Below are 16,041 nucleotides of genomic sequence, written 5' to 3' on the forward strand. Positions count from 1 at the left end.
CGAACAGTTTTATGCGCTGGCAGAGCGAATACGTCTGGCCTGAGGGACTGGCAATCGCCACCCCAGAATCACGTTTATCAGTGGCTAACGCGACACCGCGCTTTTGCGCTGTTTGCTGTCGATGCGTTGCAGGATCGTACTGAATATCTCTCAGTCTCGATACGGCGTCCAGTCGCTCCAGTGGGTCGCCTGCCTGGCTCAGGCTGGTGTATCGGTTCTCAATGTCAAAGAAGCTGCTTTGCATTGGGTCGGCTCGTCTGGTTTGCTTTGTTTATGCAACGCTGTATCCATTCCCTGCATTCACAGGCGATATACTGAGATTTATAGTGCCCTAAGGGCAAAACATCATTGACAGATGTTCTTTGCCAAACTAAATTCCGTTTACTTTCGAGGAGCGTGGCATGACGGGACTTCTGGATTTGGGTGGCCGTGTAGCCATCGTGACCGGCGGCAACAGCGGCATCGGGCTGGGCATGGCCAAGGGACTTGCGGCCGCCGGTGCCATGCTCGTGATCGCCGGTCGCAATGCACAGAAGAACGCCGCGGCCGGACAGGCGCTGCAAGCGCTTGGGGCGCAGGTGCTGGCGGTCGAGGCTGATGTCACGCAGGAAGACGCCTGCCGTGCCCTCGTCCAGGCCGCGCTGGAGCGCTTCGGGCGGCTCGACATCCTGTTCAACAATGCCGGCACCAACATCCGCAAGCCGCCACAGGACTACACCCTCGAAGAATGGAAAACCGTTCTCGACACCAATCTCACCAGTGCCTTTCTCTGCAGTCAGGCGGCATATCCGGCGCTGGTTAAGGCCGGCGGCGGCAAGATCATCAACACCGGGTCGATGACCTCCATCTTCGGCGCGGGATTCGCGGCGCCCTACGGCGCGAGCAAGGGCGGCATCGTGCAGCTCAGCAAAGCGCTCGCTTCGGCCTGGGCCAAGGACAACATCCAGGTCAATGCCATCCTGCCGGGCTGGATCGATACCGAACTGACCCGACAGGCGCGCAAGGAAGTCCCCGGTCTGCACGAGCGCGTGCTCGCTCGTACCCCGGCGGCACGTTGGGGCGTGCCCGAGGATTTTGCCGGCATCGCGATCTTCCTGGCCAGTCGTGCCTCGGATTTCGTGACCGGTACTGCCATTCCGGTTGATGGTGGTTATTCCGCCCAAGCCTGACCGGCCTGCGGCCGATCGCGTAGGCAACAGACACTCTGCGAGCTATGTCCTGATGGCTGCCTGGTAGCCGTATCGAAGCATGCGTTCCAATCAACGCGGGCGCGGCACCTTCTCGGTAAAATTTTCAGGCCGCAGGAAGTCAAAGTCGGCGCCCTGATCGGCCTGGGTCACCGTCTGCAAAAACAGCTTGCGATAACCGCGCTCGGCGCTCGGCGGGGTGATCGGATTTTGCTGCATGCGCTCGGCCAACTCGGCTTCACTCACCAGCAAACTGATTTCCCGTTTGCTTACGCTCAAGCGTATGCGGTCCCCGTTGCGCACTTGCGCGAGCGGACCACCGATCGCCGATTCCGGCGTGATATGCAGAACAATCGTGCCGGCTGCCGTGCCGCTCATGCGGCCATCGGAAATTCGCACCATATCTTTGACGCCCTGACGTGCAAGCTTGATCGGGATAGGCAGATAGCCGGCCTCGGGCATGCCGGGCGCGCCCTTGGGGCCGATATTTTTAAGCACCAGAAAATCGTCGGCATTGACATCCAGATCTTCGCGATCAATGCGCTCGGCCATATCTTCGATATTTTCAAACACCACGGCGCGGCCTTCGCTTTCCATCAGGCCCTTATGCGCCGCGGACTGTTTGATAATCGCGCCGCCCGGGGCCAGATTGCCCTTGAGCACCGCGATGCTGCCTTGCGGATAAATCGGATTATTGAACGGACGCACAACATCTTGCGCAAAGCCTGGACCGGCAAGCTCGAGTTCTTCGCCCAAGGTCCGCCCCGTCACCGTCAGCGCATCCAGATGCAGCAAGGGCTTCAACTCGCGCAGCACGGCGCGCAGGCCGCCCGCCTTGTGGAAATCTTCCATATAGTGCTGGCCCGAAGGTTTCAAGTCGACCAGCACCGGTGTTTCCGCGCCCATGGCGTCGAGTTGCAGAAGATCGATCTCGATGCCCAGGCGGCCCGCCATGGCGGTCAAATGCACAATGCCGTTGGTCGATCCGCCAATCGCGAGCAATACGCGCAAAGCGTTTTCAAACGCCTTGCCGGTCAGAATTTTTTCCGGCGTCAGGCCGCTCAGGGCCATGGCCACGGCGGTTGCGCCGGTCTGCTCGGCGATCCGGATGCGGTCGGCCGTGACCGCAGGCGCGGATGCGCCGCCCGGCAACATAATGCCCAGGGCTTCGGCGATACAGGCCATGGTGCTGGCCGTGCCCATCACCGAGCAGGTGCCGACGCTGGCCACCAATTGATTGTTTACGTCAGCGATTTCTTTCGCATCGATTTCCTCGGCGCGATATTTGCCCCAGAAACGGCGGCAATCGGTACAGGCGCCGACACGCTCGGAGCGATGCGAACCGGTCAGCATCGAACCCGTCACCAGTTGAATCGCAGGCACGCCGGCCGAGGCCGCACCCATTAATTGCGCGGGCACGGTCTTGTCGCAGCCGCCGATCAGAACCACCGCATCCATGGGCTGGGCACGGATCATTTCTTCCGTGTCCATCGACATGAGGTTGCGCAGATACATGCTGGTCGGTGCGGCAAAGCTTTCATGCACCGAGATGGTCGGGAAATCCATGGGCATGCCGCCGGCCAGCATCACGCCGCGCTTCACCGCTTCGATCAGTTGCGGCGCATTGCCATGACAGGGGTTGTAGGCGCTGCCGGTATTCGCAATGCCGATGATGGGCCGGTCCAAGGCGCTGTCGGTATATCCCGCGCCCTTGATAAAAGCCTTGCGCAGAAACAGCGAAAAACCCGCGTCGCCGTAGCTGGTTAGGCCTTTATGCAGGCCCTTGGGCTTATCTTTCTTGGAGTCATTACTCGAATTGTTCATCTCAACCTCATCATCCGCTTCGGATTATTAATACTTTTCTCGATAGCGGATGGTACAGGGTCAGAGCATGAGGCGCAAGGCGGCGGCGCCCCTTCAGGATGGCAATTTGGTATCGTTCGGCTTGGGTGAGACGTGTGCAGGTCATTCCGGGCAACTTTGACTTGGCGGTCGAGGGGCTCGGATGCTATCGCATCTCTCCCACCTAACCCGTTAATCAGAGTTGCACTTCGAATTTGAACTCGCGCACCATAAAGAACCCTCCCATGACTAGTTACGTAATTACGCCACCCGTCCAGGCTTCCGTCGCGGTCGTCGGCAATGAAGAGCGTTTTCCGATATGACCGCAGGAGCCACGGAGAGACTGCATTTATTGCAGGTGGGGGATTTTCCTGCCGAGCTGCAAGGCGATATCGACAGCGAATTTACCACCCACACTTTCGCGGCGGCAAGCGCTGACAAGGCGCTTGCCGAAAAGATTGTCGGCATTATTACGCGCAGCAATTACAAGATTCCTGCGGATATGATTCCGACCTTCCCGAATCTGCAGATCGTCGCCACCTCCGGCGTCGGCTATGACGGCATTCCCCTGGATGTCACTAAGGCGCGCGGAATCACGGTCACGAATACGCCGGGCGTATTGGATGCCGCCGTCTGCGAGCTCGCCATGGGCATTCTGCTCGGCCTGCTGCGCAGAATTCCCGAGGGCGATGCTTACACGCGCTCGGGCGCCTGGTCAAAGGCACCCTTTCCGCTCACCACCAGCCTGGCCGGCAAGTCGGTCGGCATCGTCGGGCTCGGGCGCATAGGCCAGGGCATTGCCAAGCGGCTTGCGCCCTTTGATGTACGCATTTCCTATACCGGCAGCAATAAACCCGCGTTTGCGTACACCCATGTCGGCAGTGTGATTGAGATGGCCAAGGCCGTCGATATTCTGTTTATCTGCTGCAAGGGCGGCGCCGAAACCGAGAAGCTGATCAATGCGCCGATACTGGAAGCGCTGGGGCCGAATGGCTTCCTGATCAATATGTCGCGCGGCAGCGTGGTCGATGAGGCGGCGCTGGTCGACGCGCTGGACAAGGGCAGGATCAAGGGGGCGGGACTCGATGTGTATAACAACGAGCCCAATCCGGATCCGGCGATCCTGCCTCTGCCGAACACCGTGCTGACTCCGCATATGGGCAGCGCCACCCAGGAAACCCGGCGGCTGATGTTGAAGCTCACGCTGGATAATCTGCAGGCAGTACTTTCCGGCAAGCCCGCGCTGACACCCGTGTTCGAATAAGCACCACGGTGCGCATGCCGGCTGCCGAAATCGGCCGCAATTTACAGAATGCGTTCGCGGGTGGCGGGCCCGACCCGGCCCGTATTGTTCAGCACGCGGGAGACACCGAAGCGATCGACACTCCGGACGCAGTGGCGATATCTTCTGCGGTTGCGGGGCGATAAACGGTTTGAGTAGCGGGGGAGCCGCGGGGTCTGGCGCTCAAAACAAGTGTCTACCTTACTCCGCCTTGATGCCGGCCGATTTGATCAACTGACCCCATTTCTCCATCTCGGCCTTTTGAAAAACGGCAAAGGCTTCGGGTGTCATGCCTGAAGGAATGACACCCATTTTTTCCAGACGCGAGACCGTATCCGGATTCTTCAGAATCGCGGCGATTTCGGTATAGAGCTTATGGATAATCGGTTTCGGTACGCCGACTGGCGCCCAGATGGCCTGCCATGCCTGGATTTCATATCCGGGCACGCCGGCTTCGGCCATGGTCGGAATATTCGGCAGGCTGGGCAGGCGCTTGGCCGAAGTCACCGCCAGTGCGCGCACCTTGCCGTTCAGTATGTGCTGGAACACGGTCGGGCCTTCAAACATCATCGGCACATGTCCCGCCATCACATCCGGCAAGGCCGGGCCGCGGCCATAAGGTACATGGATCAGCTTGATGCCGGCGAGTTTTTGAAACAGCTCGCCGGAAAGATGCTGGGTGGTGCCCAGACCTGATGACGCATATGAAAGCGTACCCGGATTGGCCTTTGCCGCGGCGATGATATCGGCCACATTTTTATACGGGCTGTTCGCGGGCACCACCAGCACATTCGCATTCATGCCGATAATCGTGATCGGTTCGAAGGACTTGATCGCATCGTATTGCATGTTTGGATACATGTTCGGGTTGATGGCATGCGAAGCAATGCTGGCGCCCAGAATCGTGTAGCCATCGGGTGCCGATTTGGCGACATAGGCGGAGCCGACCATACCGGTCGCGCCCGCCTTGTTGTCGACAATAACCGGCACCTTCAGGGATTCGGACAGCTTCTGCGCGATGATGCGGCCGAGGGTGTCGGTGTTGCTGCCCGCGGGAAAGGCGGCCACATAGGTAATCGCTTTTGTCGGCCATGCCTCCTGGGCCTGGGTGTTGCCGCTCAGTAGCCCTGCAATCAGCAAGGCGCTGGCCAGCAGCTTGGTGGATAACTTCATTTTTGTCTCCTGAATGAATAGTTTTTTAGCGCACTTTAGATGCCGGCCATCTGGAAACCGATGGCGTCCAGGGAGTCGAGCAGCGCTTTTTCGTGTTCGGCGCTCAATTCGATGAGCGGCGGACGCACGGTCTTCCATGAATCCTTCTTGCCGTACTTCGCGATCGCGGCTTTCATTGCCGGAATCATCGGATATTTCTGAAAGGTGGCGCGGGTGATGTTGAGCTTGGCCTGTTGCGCATCGGCCTCCGCGCCTTGCCATGATTTGTAGAGCGCGACCATGGGTGCCGGATTCACATTGCCGGTGGCGGTGATGCAGCCGGCGCCGCCGCCGCGCAGGGTGGGTAGCAGGAAGACCTCGCTGCCGGCGAAGACATCAAAACCTTCGGGCTGGAATTGCTTGAGCATCGCTTCGGTATTGCTCCAGTCGCCCGAGCTGTCCTTGATGCCGGCGATGGCGGTCGGATAGGCCTTGAGCAGGCGCTCGATCAAATTCAGGCTGATGGATACCTGGGCGACGGGCGGAATATGGTAGAGATAAATGCGCAGACGGCTGTCGCCGACACGTTCGATGATCTCCGCATAGTTGCGAAACAGGCCTTCGTCGGAAACGCCTTTGTAATAAAACGGCGGCAGCATCAACACACCGCCGACGCCGGCGGCGGTCGCATGCTTGGTCAGTTCTACACTGTCGGTCAGGGAGCAGCAGCCCGTGCCCGGCATCAGGCGCGCAGCCGGCACGCCGGCTTCGAGCAAGGCGTCAAGCAGATTGCGCCGCTCCGAGACCGACAGTGAATTGGCTTCGGAATTGGTGCCGAAAACGGCAAGGCCGACTTCGCTCGCGATCAGCCATTTGCAATGGCGGATAAAAGCTTCGGTGTCGGGGCTGAGATCCGCTTTAAACGGGGTGAGTACCGGCGAGAAAATGCCGCCTAGCTTATGCGTTTTTGCCATAGTGAGAATCTCCTTAAGTTGATATCGGTCAGGCTTATGCCCAGGCACCAGCGGCGTATTGATCCAATGCGTCTTCGCGGAAACGGAAACCGAGGCCTGGTGTCGTCGGCACCACCAGTTCGCCATTGCGGAATTCGAGCTGGGTATCGACCAGCTTGCGGAAATTCAGCACCTGGTCGTCCGAGAAAAATTCGACGAATTGCGCATTCGGCGTTGACGCCACCAGATGCACATGCAGGTCGTGGAACCAGTGCGGGCACATGGTGACGCCAAAGCTGGCGGCGGTGGCGGCGATCTTGCGGAATTCCGTAATGCCGCCACAGACTGCGGCATCGGTTTGCAGTATTGCTGCCGCGCGTTTTTCAATGAGTTCTTTATGGCGCCAGCGTCCGGCTTCAATTTCTCCGGTGGCGACCATGACCGAGGTGCGCTTGGCGAGCTCGGCGTGGTTCTCGATATCGTCCGGGCTGAACGGTTCTTCAATCCAGTAAGGATTGCTGGGCTCATAGCGCTTCATATATTCAACTGCGGTCGATAAATCCTGCCAGGCATTGTTGGCATCGAGGGTCAGAAGAATATCGTCGCCGATGGCTTCACGTGCGGCGCGGATGCGCGCTTCTTCGCTCTTCAGGTCGCCGCGGCCGACCTTCATCTTGACCGCCTTGAAACCCAGCGCCACATACGAGGCCATTTCCTCGCCGAGTTTTTCCGGGGTCTTGCCTTCCAGGTAATAACCGCCGCTCGCATAAGCCGGCACCGTGATTTTTCCGGTGCCGCCCAGGTACTGGCTGAGCGGCAAACCGACGGCACGCGAATTCCTGTCCCAGAGCGCCACGTCGACTATCGAGATCGCACGCATGACCGAGCCGGCGCGGCCATGCAGCAGGGTCTCCTGGTACATTTCCTGCCACAGGCCTTCGACATTCAGTGCGCTCTTGCCGATGAGTATCGGCGCGAGCAGAATCTGTACGGCGCTTGCGACCAGACTGCCGCCGCGGCTACCGCCGTAACAGAAACCCTGGCCTTCATGGCCGTCTTCGGTGCGTACGCGGACCACCACATAGTCGCGTGAAAACACCTGGCGGGTAGAGAAGGAAGTCGGGCTGTCGAGGGGAATGCTGATGGTGCGGGCTTCGACCGAAACAATCTTCGAAGCTGTCTGGTGATTTGTTTCGGAAGCGGTTGCTCTAATTGTCATAGGTAATTTATGGATAAAGATGGTTTAAATACAACCATTTATGCTTTAAGAGCGGACCTCAATTATTTTTTAAAAAACCGCTGGCCCAAATCGTATCCGATTCCGTTACGCTTCGTCAACTGCGTTGCGAGGCATCCTACGGCAGACGTCCCTCATCGAACTATCCGTGCATCAACGCCGTTATCTATGGGCAAACATGGTTTTTCCTGCAACCGGCAATTTTGCGCAAAGAATATCGCCCGATCCTGAATCAGTGATAAAAAGTGTTTTGCGTTCTGGCCCGCCAAATGCAATATTCGCCAAGTGATAGTGCGCTGGATTCCTGGAATAGATGAAGTGGGTTGGCAGCATACGGTCATTGAAGCGCCATACACCAACGCCGAGATGGCAAACGACCAAGCCATTTTCAGCATCCATCTCGATGCCATCGGGGCCGCCAATCCCACCTGAGAGTTGTATGGCAACCCCCGCCTTGCTGATGCTGCCATCGGCCATGATGGGCAAGCGCCAGATTTGTTGCGAACGGGTAGCGGCTACATAACATTGTTTTTCATTGGTCGATAACGTGACGCCATTCGGACTCGGGACATTGCTCAGCAAGCGCTCCAGGCTGCCATTGGCCTTCAAGCGATAGACGCGGCCACTTTGGTCGGCAATACCGGTTTGGCCCTGATCGGTAAAGTACATATCGCCATTCGAAGCGAAGTGCAAGTCGTTGACGCCCTTGAAGCCCTCGCTATAAACCGTATCCAGATAGGTTTCGATTCTGCCGCTGACGGGATCGAGCAGCATGATGCCGTTCTTGTAATCGCAAATGAAAATTCTGCCGTCCTGGTGAATTTTCAAGCCATTCGGCCAGCCGTCATATTGAACAACCAGTTCCCACTCCTTGTTTGGGTTGATTTTGAAAATCCGGCCAAAAGGGATGTCAACAATCCACAAATTGCCATCGCGATCAAAAGAAGGGCCTTCGAGGAAGCACTCGACTTCAGCACCCTGCCGATTGGCATCCGACCACTTGGTGTGCGACATCTTCCGGAATTTTGTGGGGACAGAGGTGAATACTTCGACTTCAATTTTCTCGATCGCTTGCAGCGGATTAAACATGAGGACTCCTACGTAATGTTCTGATTTGATTGAATTGAATTGTTGTGTTGCAGCGACAAAATACCTTGACGGCAATAAGTATTTGCAAGTAGCATTTGTAAGCGATTACAAGCCAAAAGGAGCATCGCATTGCACTTTTTAATAAAACAAAACTAGTGGTTTGGTATCGGCAATATTGCGCCGGTAACCAAATATTAACCATATCGGGCGTCAATCCTTATTTGCACTCAACGTTGACGTCACGCTGAATTGCAGTTTTTCGACCGATAAAACCTGCTTCTTCAATACCAAAACCGGGGAAGCGATTTACGCTTGGGAATTCATATGACATACGGGAAAATTCTGATCACTGGCGCATCCGGCCAAATCGGCCGGGTCTTGCGCGCCGGCCTGCGCGGCAAATACCAATTGCTCCGCTTGCTGGACATTGCCCCTTTGGGTCAGGCAGAAGCCGGGGAAGAACTTGTTCAAGCCGACATTCGCGATATGGCCGCTCTGGAAGAAGCCATGGAAGGCATCGAGTGCGTGGTCCATCTGGCGGGTGTCCCGGTCGAAGACGTCTGGGAAAAAGTCCTGCCCCTGAACATCGAAGGCTGTTACAACACCTTCGAGGCAGCGCGCAGAAAAGGCGTCAAGCGTTTCATTTTTGCGAGCTCCAACCACGCCATCGGATTCCACCGGCGCGACCGTTTCCTGGATGACGAAGTGATGCCGCGGCCCGATTCCCGCTATGGTGTGTCCAAAATATTCGGTGAAGCCCTCGGCCGTCTGTATGCCGACAAGCACGGCATGCAGGTCGCCTGCCTGCGGATCGGCTCATTTCGCGGTGACAACCAACCAACTGCCCCACGCCATTTGCTGACGTGGGTCAGTGAACGCGACATGGTGCAACTTGTGGAAAAATGCATCGACTATCCGCACTATCATTTCCTGATTGCTTACGGCGTTTCCAACAACGTGCGTAACCGCTGGGATAATTCCAATGTCCGTTTTCTCGGTTACCAGCCGCAAGACGACGCGGAAGTTTATGCCGCTGAAATATTCGCCAGCGGCCAGCAAGAAGATCCGTTCGAGGCAATCTTCCATGGCGGGATGTTCTGCCCGTTGGAATTCAGCGGTGATGCCGATCAAATCGACTGATCGTTATTGAGACGGATTCACCTGAATGTTGCCAATGATCTCCGCAATGAAATACGCTGTTTCATTTATGAAAAAGATTCTGGTACCCACCGCGGCCTTACTTCCTATGGAGATGATGAGTTTTCATTATTTCTGCGTAAGGCCTTCATCAATCCGTTGCTAAAAAAGGGGGGTTAAACCTATGGAGACTATTTCAATGACATCACCATCAAAATCACGCCGCGTCGCTTTGTATCTTGCCATGCTGGCCACGGTCACAAGCTTGGCTGCGGCGCCCGGTGTTTCGGCCGCAGGCTATCCCGACAAACCGATACGGCTCATCGTGCCCTACCCGCCGGGCGGCGCCACCGATGTTATCGGCCGGGTGATGGCGCAGGAGCTGACGGGCGCGCTTGGACAATCGGTCATTGTCGACAATCGCAATGGCGCCGGTGGCAATATCGGCGCCGATGCGGTCGCCAAGGCGGCTCCGGACGGTTACACCATTCTGATGGGCGCGATTACCTCGCATTCGATTATGTCGACCTTGGAAAAGTCGACCATCAAATACAACTTCGAAAAGGATCTGGTGCCCGTTTCCATCGTTGGCTCGGTTCCGCTGGTGTTTGTGGTCAACCCGGGCGTCCCCGTCAAGACGCTCAAAGAACTGATTGCTTATGCCAAATCCAAACCCGGCGAATTGAGCTTTGCTTCGTCGGGCGCAGGCGCACCACAGCGTATGGCGGCCGAAATGTTCAAGCGCAGCGCGGGTGTCGAAATGATCCATATCCCCTACAAGGGGAGCGGCCCGGCAATGACAGATCTGATGGGCGGCCACGTGCTGACCATGGTTGAAACCGTACCCGCCGCGCTGCCGCATATCAAGGCAGGCAAGTTGCGCGCATTGGCCGTCACCACGCCGCAACGTATTTCAATGTTGCCGGATGTACCGACTACGGCCGAAGCCGGCATGCCGGGCTTCGAAGTCAGCTCGCTCTTTGGCATCTTGGTCCCGGCGGGAACGCCCAAAGAAATTATTGTCCGACTGAATGCCGAAATCACCAAGCTGCTGATGATCCCCGAGGTGAAGGCACAGCTGCTTGCACAAGGTGCCTATACGGTCACCACCACGCCCGAGCAGGCCGTGACACGAGTCCATCAGGAAGTTGCGATGTGGGCCAAGATAATCAAGGAAGCCGACGTCAAGCCTGATTAAATTTTCCGGCTGCGAGCTATTTCTGAATGAAATAGCTCGCAGGAGTGAGCAAGGACGCCGGCATATTCTCTGCGTAAGGCACGCAAGCTCTCCATCGGAGGTGCACCAAAATGTTCAAATGAGCAGGGTCAACTCATGATGCCAATTTGCCAGGGCACGAACTCGTGATCACCAAGACCCAGCTTTTCGCTCTTCGACGCTTCGCCCGAAGCCGTGCGCAGAAAGAGTTCAAAAATCCGCTGGCCCATTTCCTGGACAGACACCGTACCGTCGAGGATTTCACCGCAGTTGATATCCATATCCTCTTCAAGGCGGTTGAACATCGGGCTATTGGTCGCCAGCTTGATGCAGGGTGCAGGTTTGGAGCCGAACATGGAACCGCGGCCGGTAGTAAAGGCGATCAGATTGGCGCCGCCGGCGATTTGACCGGTCGCAGAAACCGGATCGAAGCCGGGGGTGTCCATAAACACAAAGCCCTTGGCATTCACGGGCTCGGCATATTTATAGACTTCCATTAGCGGGCCTGTGCCGCCCTTCATCGACGAACCCAGCGACTTCTCAAAAATATTCGCCAGGCCGCCGATCTGGTTGCCCGGGCTGACCTGGCCATTGATCTGCACATCGCGCCCCACCGAATATTCATCCTTCCACCAGCGAATGCGCTCGATCAGCTTTTCGCCGACCACCTGGTTTGCGGCACGCCGGGTCAAGGTGTGTTCAACGCCATAAATCTCGGGGGTTTCAGACAAAATCCCCGTGCCGCCATGGCGCACCAGAATATCCACGGCCGCGCCGAGTGCGGGATTGGCGGTAATCGACGAGAAACCGTCCGAGCCACCGCACTGCAGGCCCACGCTGAGATGGCTGGCGGAAACCGTTTCGCGCTTCACATTGTTGGCCTCGGGCAACAAGGCGCGCACCGCTTCAATGCCGGCCTCAATGGTTTTTCGTGTGCCGCCCGTCTCTTGCATGATAAAGGTGTGCAGATGCGGGCTGGCCATGAGTTCCTCCTGCTCCATCAGGCCTTTTAACTGATTCCGCTCACAACCCAGGCCTATCACCAAAGCCGCGGCAAGATTCGGATGGCGGGCATAGCCGGCCATGGTGCGGCGGAGCAATTGCATGGGCTCGCCGGTCATTTCCATGCCGCAGCCGATTGAGTGACTGAAGGCGACCACACCATCGACATTCGGAAATTCGGCCAGCCGCTCGGGCGTAAACCATTCGGCGATCTTTTTCACGACCGTGGCTGAACAATTCACGGTGGACAAAATGCCGATGAAATTGCGCGTACCGACCTTGCCATTGGCGCGTACATAACCTTTGAAGGTTGCGCGTTCGGACTCGGGCACCATTTGTACAGCCTTGAATTCACTGGCATAGGCGTAATCGCGGTCGAATTCGCGAAATTCGGTGTTATGACTGTGTACCATAGTGCCCGGCTCGATATCTACATTCGCAAAGCCGACCGTGACGCTGTATTTGAGGATGGGCTCGCCCTTGAGGATTTTCTTGGTGGCGATTTTGTAACCTGCCGGCACTTGACTGCGGCTGGTGAAATTCTCGCTCGGCACTTCCGTGCCTATCGCCACATCCAGTCGCGCGACCACAATATTGTCATTCGGATGCAGCCGGATAATCGGACCAATCAGGCGCTTTTCAGAAATTTCTATCATGGTGGCTCAGAGTAAAAATTGGCTTACACGGGCTCGCAACGCGGTTGAAGAAGCGTCCAGGAATCGGGTTCGAGTTGGCTGAAGGGTTGGTAGAAGAACTGTTTAACTCGTGCTCCGGCAGGAACTGTGCAGACCTTCCACAACTCAGCAAGCAATATTATGTCTTTTTCAAATCAGTTCCGTTCCGTGCAGGGCAAGACCAATCCGCCTAGTTTCAAGAGCCTGCGAAATGGCGCTTTACTTTACATCGGTTTGCACTGGCGCTTATCATTTGTTGCGCAGAGCTAATGGATATGCAGTCACGTATGCTGTATCGATTCGGTCGCTGCCAACGGCATAGAGCCCTTCCGAAAGGGATGAACTCATGCCGATTCTCGTTTATAAAGAATTGGGGAAAACGAGTATTGCTGAAAATCAATTCATTTCGAAATAATGTTACCTATATTTGAACCACGCCGAATTTTCTATCCGCCCAATTTGAGTAGACCTATGGCCAGAATTTTTCTTACCCATCCGCCTGAAGCGCTGAAGAACTACTTCGGCGACAGAGCGGTCGCGGGGCTTAAAGCACTGGGCGAAGTGCGCTTCAATAGCGCCGGACGCGAGCTCTCCACAAAGGAACTGATCGAAGCTGCGCGCGGCTGCGAGCTGATCGTTTCCTACCGCCAGACCCCGGGGGAGGCCGAGCTGTTCCGCAACTCGCCCGACCTGGTCGCGTTCTCGCGCTGCGCCATAGATATCCGCAACGTCGACGTGCCGGTTGCGAGCGAGATGGGTATCCTCGTGACTCAGGCGAGTGCGGGCTTCGTCGCCTCGGTGGCTGAGTGGATCGTCGGCGCCATGATCGATCTCGGCCGCGGAATCAGCGCTGCCAATGCGGTCTACCACACCGGCAAGGTGCCGGATGCGACCATGGGCCGCCAGTTGCGAGGTGCCACGCTGGGTGTGATCGGCTATGGCCAGATCGGGCGCTATCAGTGCGAACTGGGTCTCGCCATGGGCATGCGCGTGCTGGTATCCGATCCGCATGCCAGGATGGACCACGCGGCGCTGGTTCAGCTCGACTTGCCCGAGCTGCTTTCACAGTCCGATTTCGTCGTCTGCCTTGCGGTCGCCACCGAAGCGACCGAGAAGCTGATGAACGCACAAGCGTTTGCAAAGATGAAGCCGGGTGCGTTTTTTATCAACGCCTCGCGCGGCAATCTGGTGGATGAAGCAGCGCTGCAGCAGGCGCTGGACTCGGGCCATCTCGCGGGCTGCGCGCTGGATGTGGGCCGCGCGCCTGACCAGATGCCTACGCCTGCGCTCGCGCGTCATCCGAAAGTGATTGCGACGCCGCACTTGGCCGGGCTGACCCCGGAATCGATAGAACATCAGTCGCTGGAGACGGTGGCGCAGGCCGCTGAAATCGTCAAGGGCCGCGCGCCCCGGGGGGCGGTCAACGCAGCAAGCGCCACGCGGCTCGCGCATCTGAGGAAAGCGTAGATGCTCACACCCAGGCTCAAAACGCCGGCAGGTGCGTGCGACACGCATATGCACATTTACGAGGACCGCTTTGCGCCGGCGCCGACCGCGGCGTTCAAGTCGCCGCACGCGCCGGTATCGGCGTATCGCGAGGTTCAGAAGCTGTTGGGTCTGGAGCGCGTCGTTGTGGTGCAGCCCAGCGGCTACGGTTTCGACAACAGCTGCACGCTGGAAGCCGTGGCCGCGATGGGCAGCAGCGCGCGCTGTGTCGTCGTGGTCAAGCCGGGAGCAAGTGATGCCGAACTCGCGCAACTGACCCGAGCCGGAGCGCGCGGCCTGCGCTATTACATGTTTCCCGGTGGCGTGCTCGGCTGGGATACGCTGGAGGCGATGGCCGCGCGGGTAGCGGCTTACGGCTGGCACATTCAGCTGCAGCTGGACGGCCGCGATCTGGCTCAATATGAAGCACTGCTGCGCCGACTGCCCTGCGATCTGGTGATCGATCACAACGGCAAATTCATGGAACCGGTTGGCACCGACCATCCGGGTTTCAAAACCTTGCTCGGATTGCTCGACAGCGGCCGCTGCTGGGTGAAGCTGTCGGCACCTTACGAAACTTCCAAACTGGGCCCGCCGCATTACGCCGATGTGGGCATGTTGGCCAGGGCGCTGGTAAAAGCGAATCCGGAGCGCTGCCTGTGGGCGAGCAATTGGCCGCACCCAAACCAGAATCCGCAGCCTTCGAGTGCGGCCATGCTCGACCTGCTGCTCGAATGGGCCGACGACGAGGTGACGCGGCGCAAAATCCTGGTCGACAACCCGGCGCGACTTTATGGCTTTTGATTCTGTGGCTTCTGAGTCCACCGGCCGCATTGCCGAAAACGCATCGGCGAATTCCGAATTTAAGAACTACCGCAGGTAGGAATCGTAGCAAAGCCAGAATTACCCACCAAAGGAGAAGCCATGAAACGAAGTAGCTTTTTGTCCAGTATTGTCGGGGCTGTAGTTGCGGCCGCATTCGTGCTGCCGGCCAGCGCCCAGGTGATCACGTTGCACGGCGCATCGCAGTTCGGCGAAGATCATCCTTTTACCAAGGGTTTGATGAAGTTTGAGGAGTTGGTGAAGAAGTATTACGGCAAACCGATCAACTTCGTGCTGCACAAGAACAGCGAACTCGGGCTGGAGAAGGACTATTTCGCTTACATGAACCAAGGCATTTCGGTCGATTACGCGATCGTTTCCCCCGCCCACATGGCGACCTTCGCCAAGGCTGCGCCGTTCATAGACGCGCCTTTCGTCTTCCGTGACCACGATCAAATGAACAAGGTGATCGCCCAGGACATCCTCAAGCCCATCGCCGACGAAATAGCGCAGAAGGCAGACGTTTTGTTGCTCGGTTATGGTGGCGGTGGTGTACGCAACATCTTCGCCAACAAGCCGATACGCAACATGGCCGAGCTGAAAGGCCTCAAGGTGCGGGTGCAGGGCGCGCCGATCTGGACCCGCACGTTCTCCGCTGCCGGCATGTCGCCTACCGTCATCGCCTACAGCGAAATCTATAACGGCATCCAGACCGGAGTGATCCAGGCCGGCGACAACGAGGCGGCAGGGGTGGAGCAGATGAAATTCTACGAAGTCGCCCCCAACCTGATGCTGACCAGACACGCGATCAGCATCCGGCCGATTTGTTTCTCCGGAAAGAGCTTGCGCAAACTGCCGGCTGATTTGCAGGCGGTGATTCGCAAAGCGGCCGCCGAGGCAGGCGATTGGGAACGGGAGCTCGAGTCGAACGGGGACACGGCGACGCTGCAGGCGCTGGAGAAA

At 57.5% G+C, this 16,041-nt stretch carries 14 protein-coding genes; 7 read left to right on the forward strand and 7 right to left on the reverse strand.

The window, feature by feature from the left end:
* A partial coding sequence (locus tag B3F77_RS08245; protein WP_293604493.1) for a hypothetical protein occupies window positions 1-244 on the reverse strand: 244 nt, incomplete at its 3' end.
* 157 nt (window positions 245-401) lie between these two features.
* Here B3F77_RS08245 and B3F77_RS08250 point away from each other — a divergent pair.
* Window positions 402-1,169 carry an SDR family NAD(P)-dependent oxidoreductase gene (locus tag B3F77_RS08250; RefSeq protein WP_293604494.1) on the forward strand — a complete coding sequence of 256 codons (768 nt, stop codon included), beginning with the start codon at window positions 402-404 and terminating at the stop codon, window positions 1,167-1,169.
* A gap of 90 nt (window positions 1,170-1,259) precedes the next feature.
* Here the strand turns inward: B3F77_RS08250 and B3F77_RS08255 are convergent, their stop codons facing one another.
* Window positions 1,260-3,011 carry an IlvD/Edd family dehydratase gene (locus B3F77_RS08255; RefSeq protein ID WP_293604495.1) on the reverse strand — a complete coding sequence of 584 codons (1,752 nt, stop codon included), beginning with the start codon at window positions 3,009-3,011 and terminating at the stop codon, window positions 1,260-1,262.
* 337 nt (window positions 3,012-3,348) lie between these two features.
* On the opposite strand from B3F77_RS08255, the gene B3F77_RS08260 reads away from it, so the two are divergent.
* Window positions 3,349-4,293, forward strand: a complete 945-nt coding sequence (locus tag B3F77_RS08260; protein ID WP_293604496.1) for a 2-hydroxyacid dehydrogenase — start codon at window positions 3,349-3,351, stop codon at window positions 4,291-4,293.
* Window positions 4,294-4,512: 219 nt separating this feature from the next.
* Here the strand turns inward: B3F77_RS08260 and B3F77_RS08265 are convergent, their stop codons facing one another.
* The 4 genes from B3F77_RS08265 to B3F77_RS08280 all read right to left on the reverse strand — a co-directional run bounded on the left by B3F77_RS08265 (window position 4,513) and on the right by B3F77_RS08280 (window position 8,742).
* Window positions 4,513-5,484, reverse strand: a complete 972-nt coding sequence (locus tag B3F77_RS08265) for a Bug family tripartite tricarboxylate transporter substrate binding protein (RefSeq protein WP_414702980.1) — start codon at window positions 5,482-5,484, stop codon at window positions 4,513-4,515.
* Between the two features lie 35 nt (window positions 5,485-5,519).
* The gene (locus B3F77_RS08270) at window positions 5,520-6,437 is read right to left on the reverse strand and encodes a dihydrodipicolinate synthase family protein (RefSeq protein WP_293604508.1); all 918 of its coding nucleotides are present in this window, start codon (window positions 6,435-6,437) and stop codon (window positions 5,520-5,522) included.
* Between the two features lie 34 nt (window positions 6,438-6,471).
* Window positions 6,472-7,635 carry a mandelate racemase/muconate lactonizing enzyme family protein gene (locus B3F77_RS08275; RefSeq protein ID WP_293604498.1) on the reverse strand — a complete coding sequence of 388 codons (1,164 nt, stop codon included), beginning with the start codon at window positions 7,633-7,635 and terminating at the stop codon, window positions 6,472-6,474.
* 180 nt (window positions 7,636-7,815) lie between these two features.
* The gene (locus B3F77_RS08280; RefSeq protein WP_293604499.1) at window positions 7,816-8,742 is read right to left on the reverse strand and encodes an SMP-30/gluconolactonase/LRE family protein; all 927 of its coding nucleotides are present in this window, start codon (window positions 8,740-8,742) and stop codon (window positions 7,816-7,818) included.
* Window positions 8,743-9,054: 312 nt separating this feature from the next.
* Between B3F77_RS08280 and B3F77_RS08285 the strand changes: the two genes are divergently transcribed.
* Window positions 9,055-9,882 (forward strand): NAD(P)-dependent oxidoreductase, encoded by an 828-nt coding sequence (locus B3F77_RS08285; RefSeq protein ID WP_349678402.1) that lies wholly within the window; start codon window positions 9,055-9,057, stop codon window positions 9,880-9,882.
* Window positions 9,883-10,078: 196 nt separating this feature from the next.
* Window positions 10,079-11,077 (forward strand): Bug family tripartite tricarboxylate transporter substrate binding protein, encoded by a 999-nt coding sequence (locus tag B3F77_RS08290; RefSeq protein WP_414702979.1) that lies wholly within the window; start codon window positions 10,079-10,081, stop codon window positions 11,075-11,077.
* A gap of 128 nt (window positions 11,078-11,205) precedes the next feature.
* Here the strand turns inward: B3F77_RS08290 and B3F77_RS08295 are convergent, their stop codons facing one another.
* Window positions 11,206-12,753: a UxaA family hydrolase gene (locus B3F77_RS08295; RefSeq protein WP_293604500.1), complete on the reverse strand. Its 1,548-nt coding sequence runs from the start codon at window positions 12,751-12,753 to the stop codon at window positions 11,206-11,208.
* Window positions 12,754-13,242: 489 nt separating this feature from the next.
* Here B3F77_RS08295 and B3F77_RS08300 point away from each other — a divergent pair, with 489 nt between their 5' ends.
* The 3 genes from B3F77_RS08300 to B3F77_RS08310 all read left to right on the forward strand — a co-directional run.
* Complete coding sequence (locus B3F77_RS08300) at window positions 13,243-14,238, forward strand: hydroxyacid dehydrogenase (RefSeq protein WP_293604501.1); 996 nt, start codon at window positions 13,243-13,245, stop codon at window positions 14,236-14,238.
* Complete coding sequence (locus tag B3F77_RS08305; protein WP_293604502.1) at window positions 14,239-15,060, forward strand: amidohydrolase family protein; 822 nt, start codon at window positions 14,239-14,241, stop codon at window positions 15,058-15,060.
* Window positions 15,061-15,180: 120 nt separating this feature from the next.
* The coding region (locus tag B3F77_RS08310; RefSeq protein ID WP_293604503.1) for a TRAP transporter substrate-binding protein at window positions 15,181-16,041 on the forward strand (861 nt) is incomplete at its 3' end.

It is taken from the genome of Polaromonas sp. UBA4122 (assembly GCA_002381615.1).
Classification (GTDB): Bacteria; Pseudomonadota; Gammaproteobacteria; order Burkholderiales; family Burkholderiaceae_C; genus Polaromonas.

Bases quoted from the DNA above. Each gene is read 5' to 3' on its own strand.
- B3F77_RS08250 (WP_293604494.1), top strand. From the start codon at position 402: ATGACGGGACTTCTGGATTTGGGTGGCCGTGTAGCCATCGTGACCGGC.
- B3F77_RS08255 (WP_293604495.1), bottom strand. From the start codon at position 3,011: ATGAACAATTCGAGTAATGACTCCAAGAAAGATAAGCCCAAGGGCCTG.
- B3F77_RS08260 (WP_293604496.1), top strand. From the start codon at position 3,349: ATGACCGCAGGAGCCACGGAGAGACTGCATTTATTGCAGGTGGGGGAT.
- B3F77_RS08265 (WP_414702980.1), bottom strand. From the start codon at position 5,484: ATGAAGTTATCCACCAAGCTGCTGGCCAGCGCCTTGCTGATTGCAGGG.
- B3F77_RS08270 (WP_293604508.1), bottom strand. From the start codon at position 6,437: ATGGCAAAAACGCATAAGCTAGGCGGCATTTTCTCGCCGGTACTCACC.
- B3F77_RS08275 (WP_293604498.1), bottom strand. From the start codon at position 7,635: ATGACAATTAGAGCAACCGCTTCCGAAACAAATCACCAGACAGCTTCG.
- B3F77_RS08280 (WP_293604499.1), bottom strand. From the start codon at position 8,742: ATGTTTAATCCGCTGCAAGCGATCGAGAAAATTGAAGTCGAAGTATTC.
- B3F77_RS08290 (WP_414702979.1), top strand. From the start codon at position 10,079: ATGACATCACCATCAAAATCACGCCGCGTCGCTTTGTATCTTGCCATG.
- B3F77_RS08295 (WP_293604500.1), bottom strand. From the start codon at position 12,753: ATGATAGAAATTTCTGAAAAGCGCCTGATTGGTCCGATTATCCGGCTG.
- B3F77_RS08300 (WP_293604501.1), top strand. From the start codon at position 13,243: ATGGCCAGAATTTTTCTTACCCATCCGCCTGAAGCGCTGAAGAACTAC.
- B3F77_RS08305 (WP_293604502.1), top strand. From the start codon at position 14,239: ATGCTCACACCCAGGCTCAAAACGCCGGCAGGTGCGTGCGACACGCAT.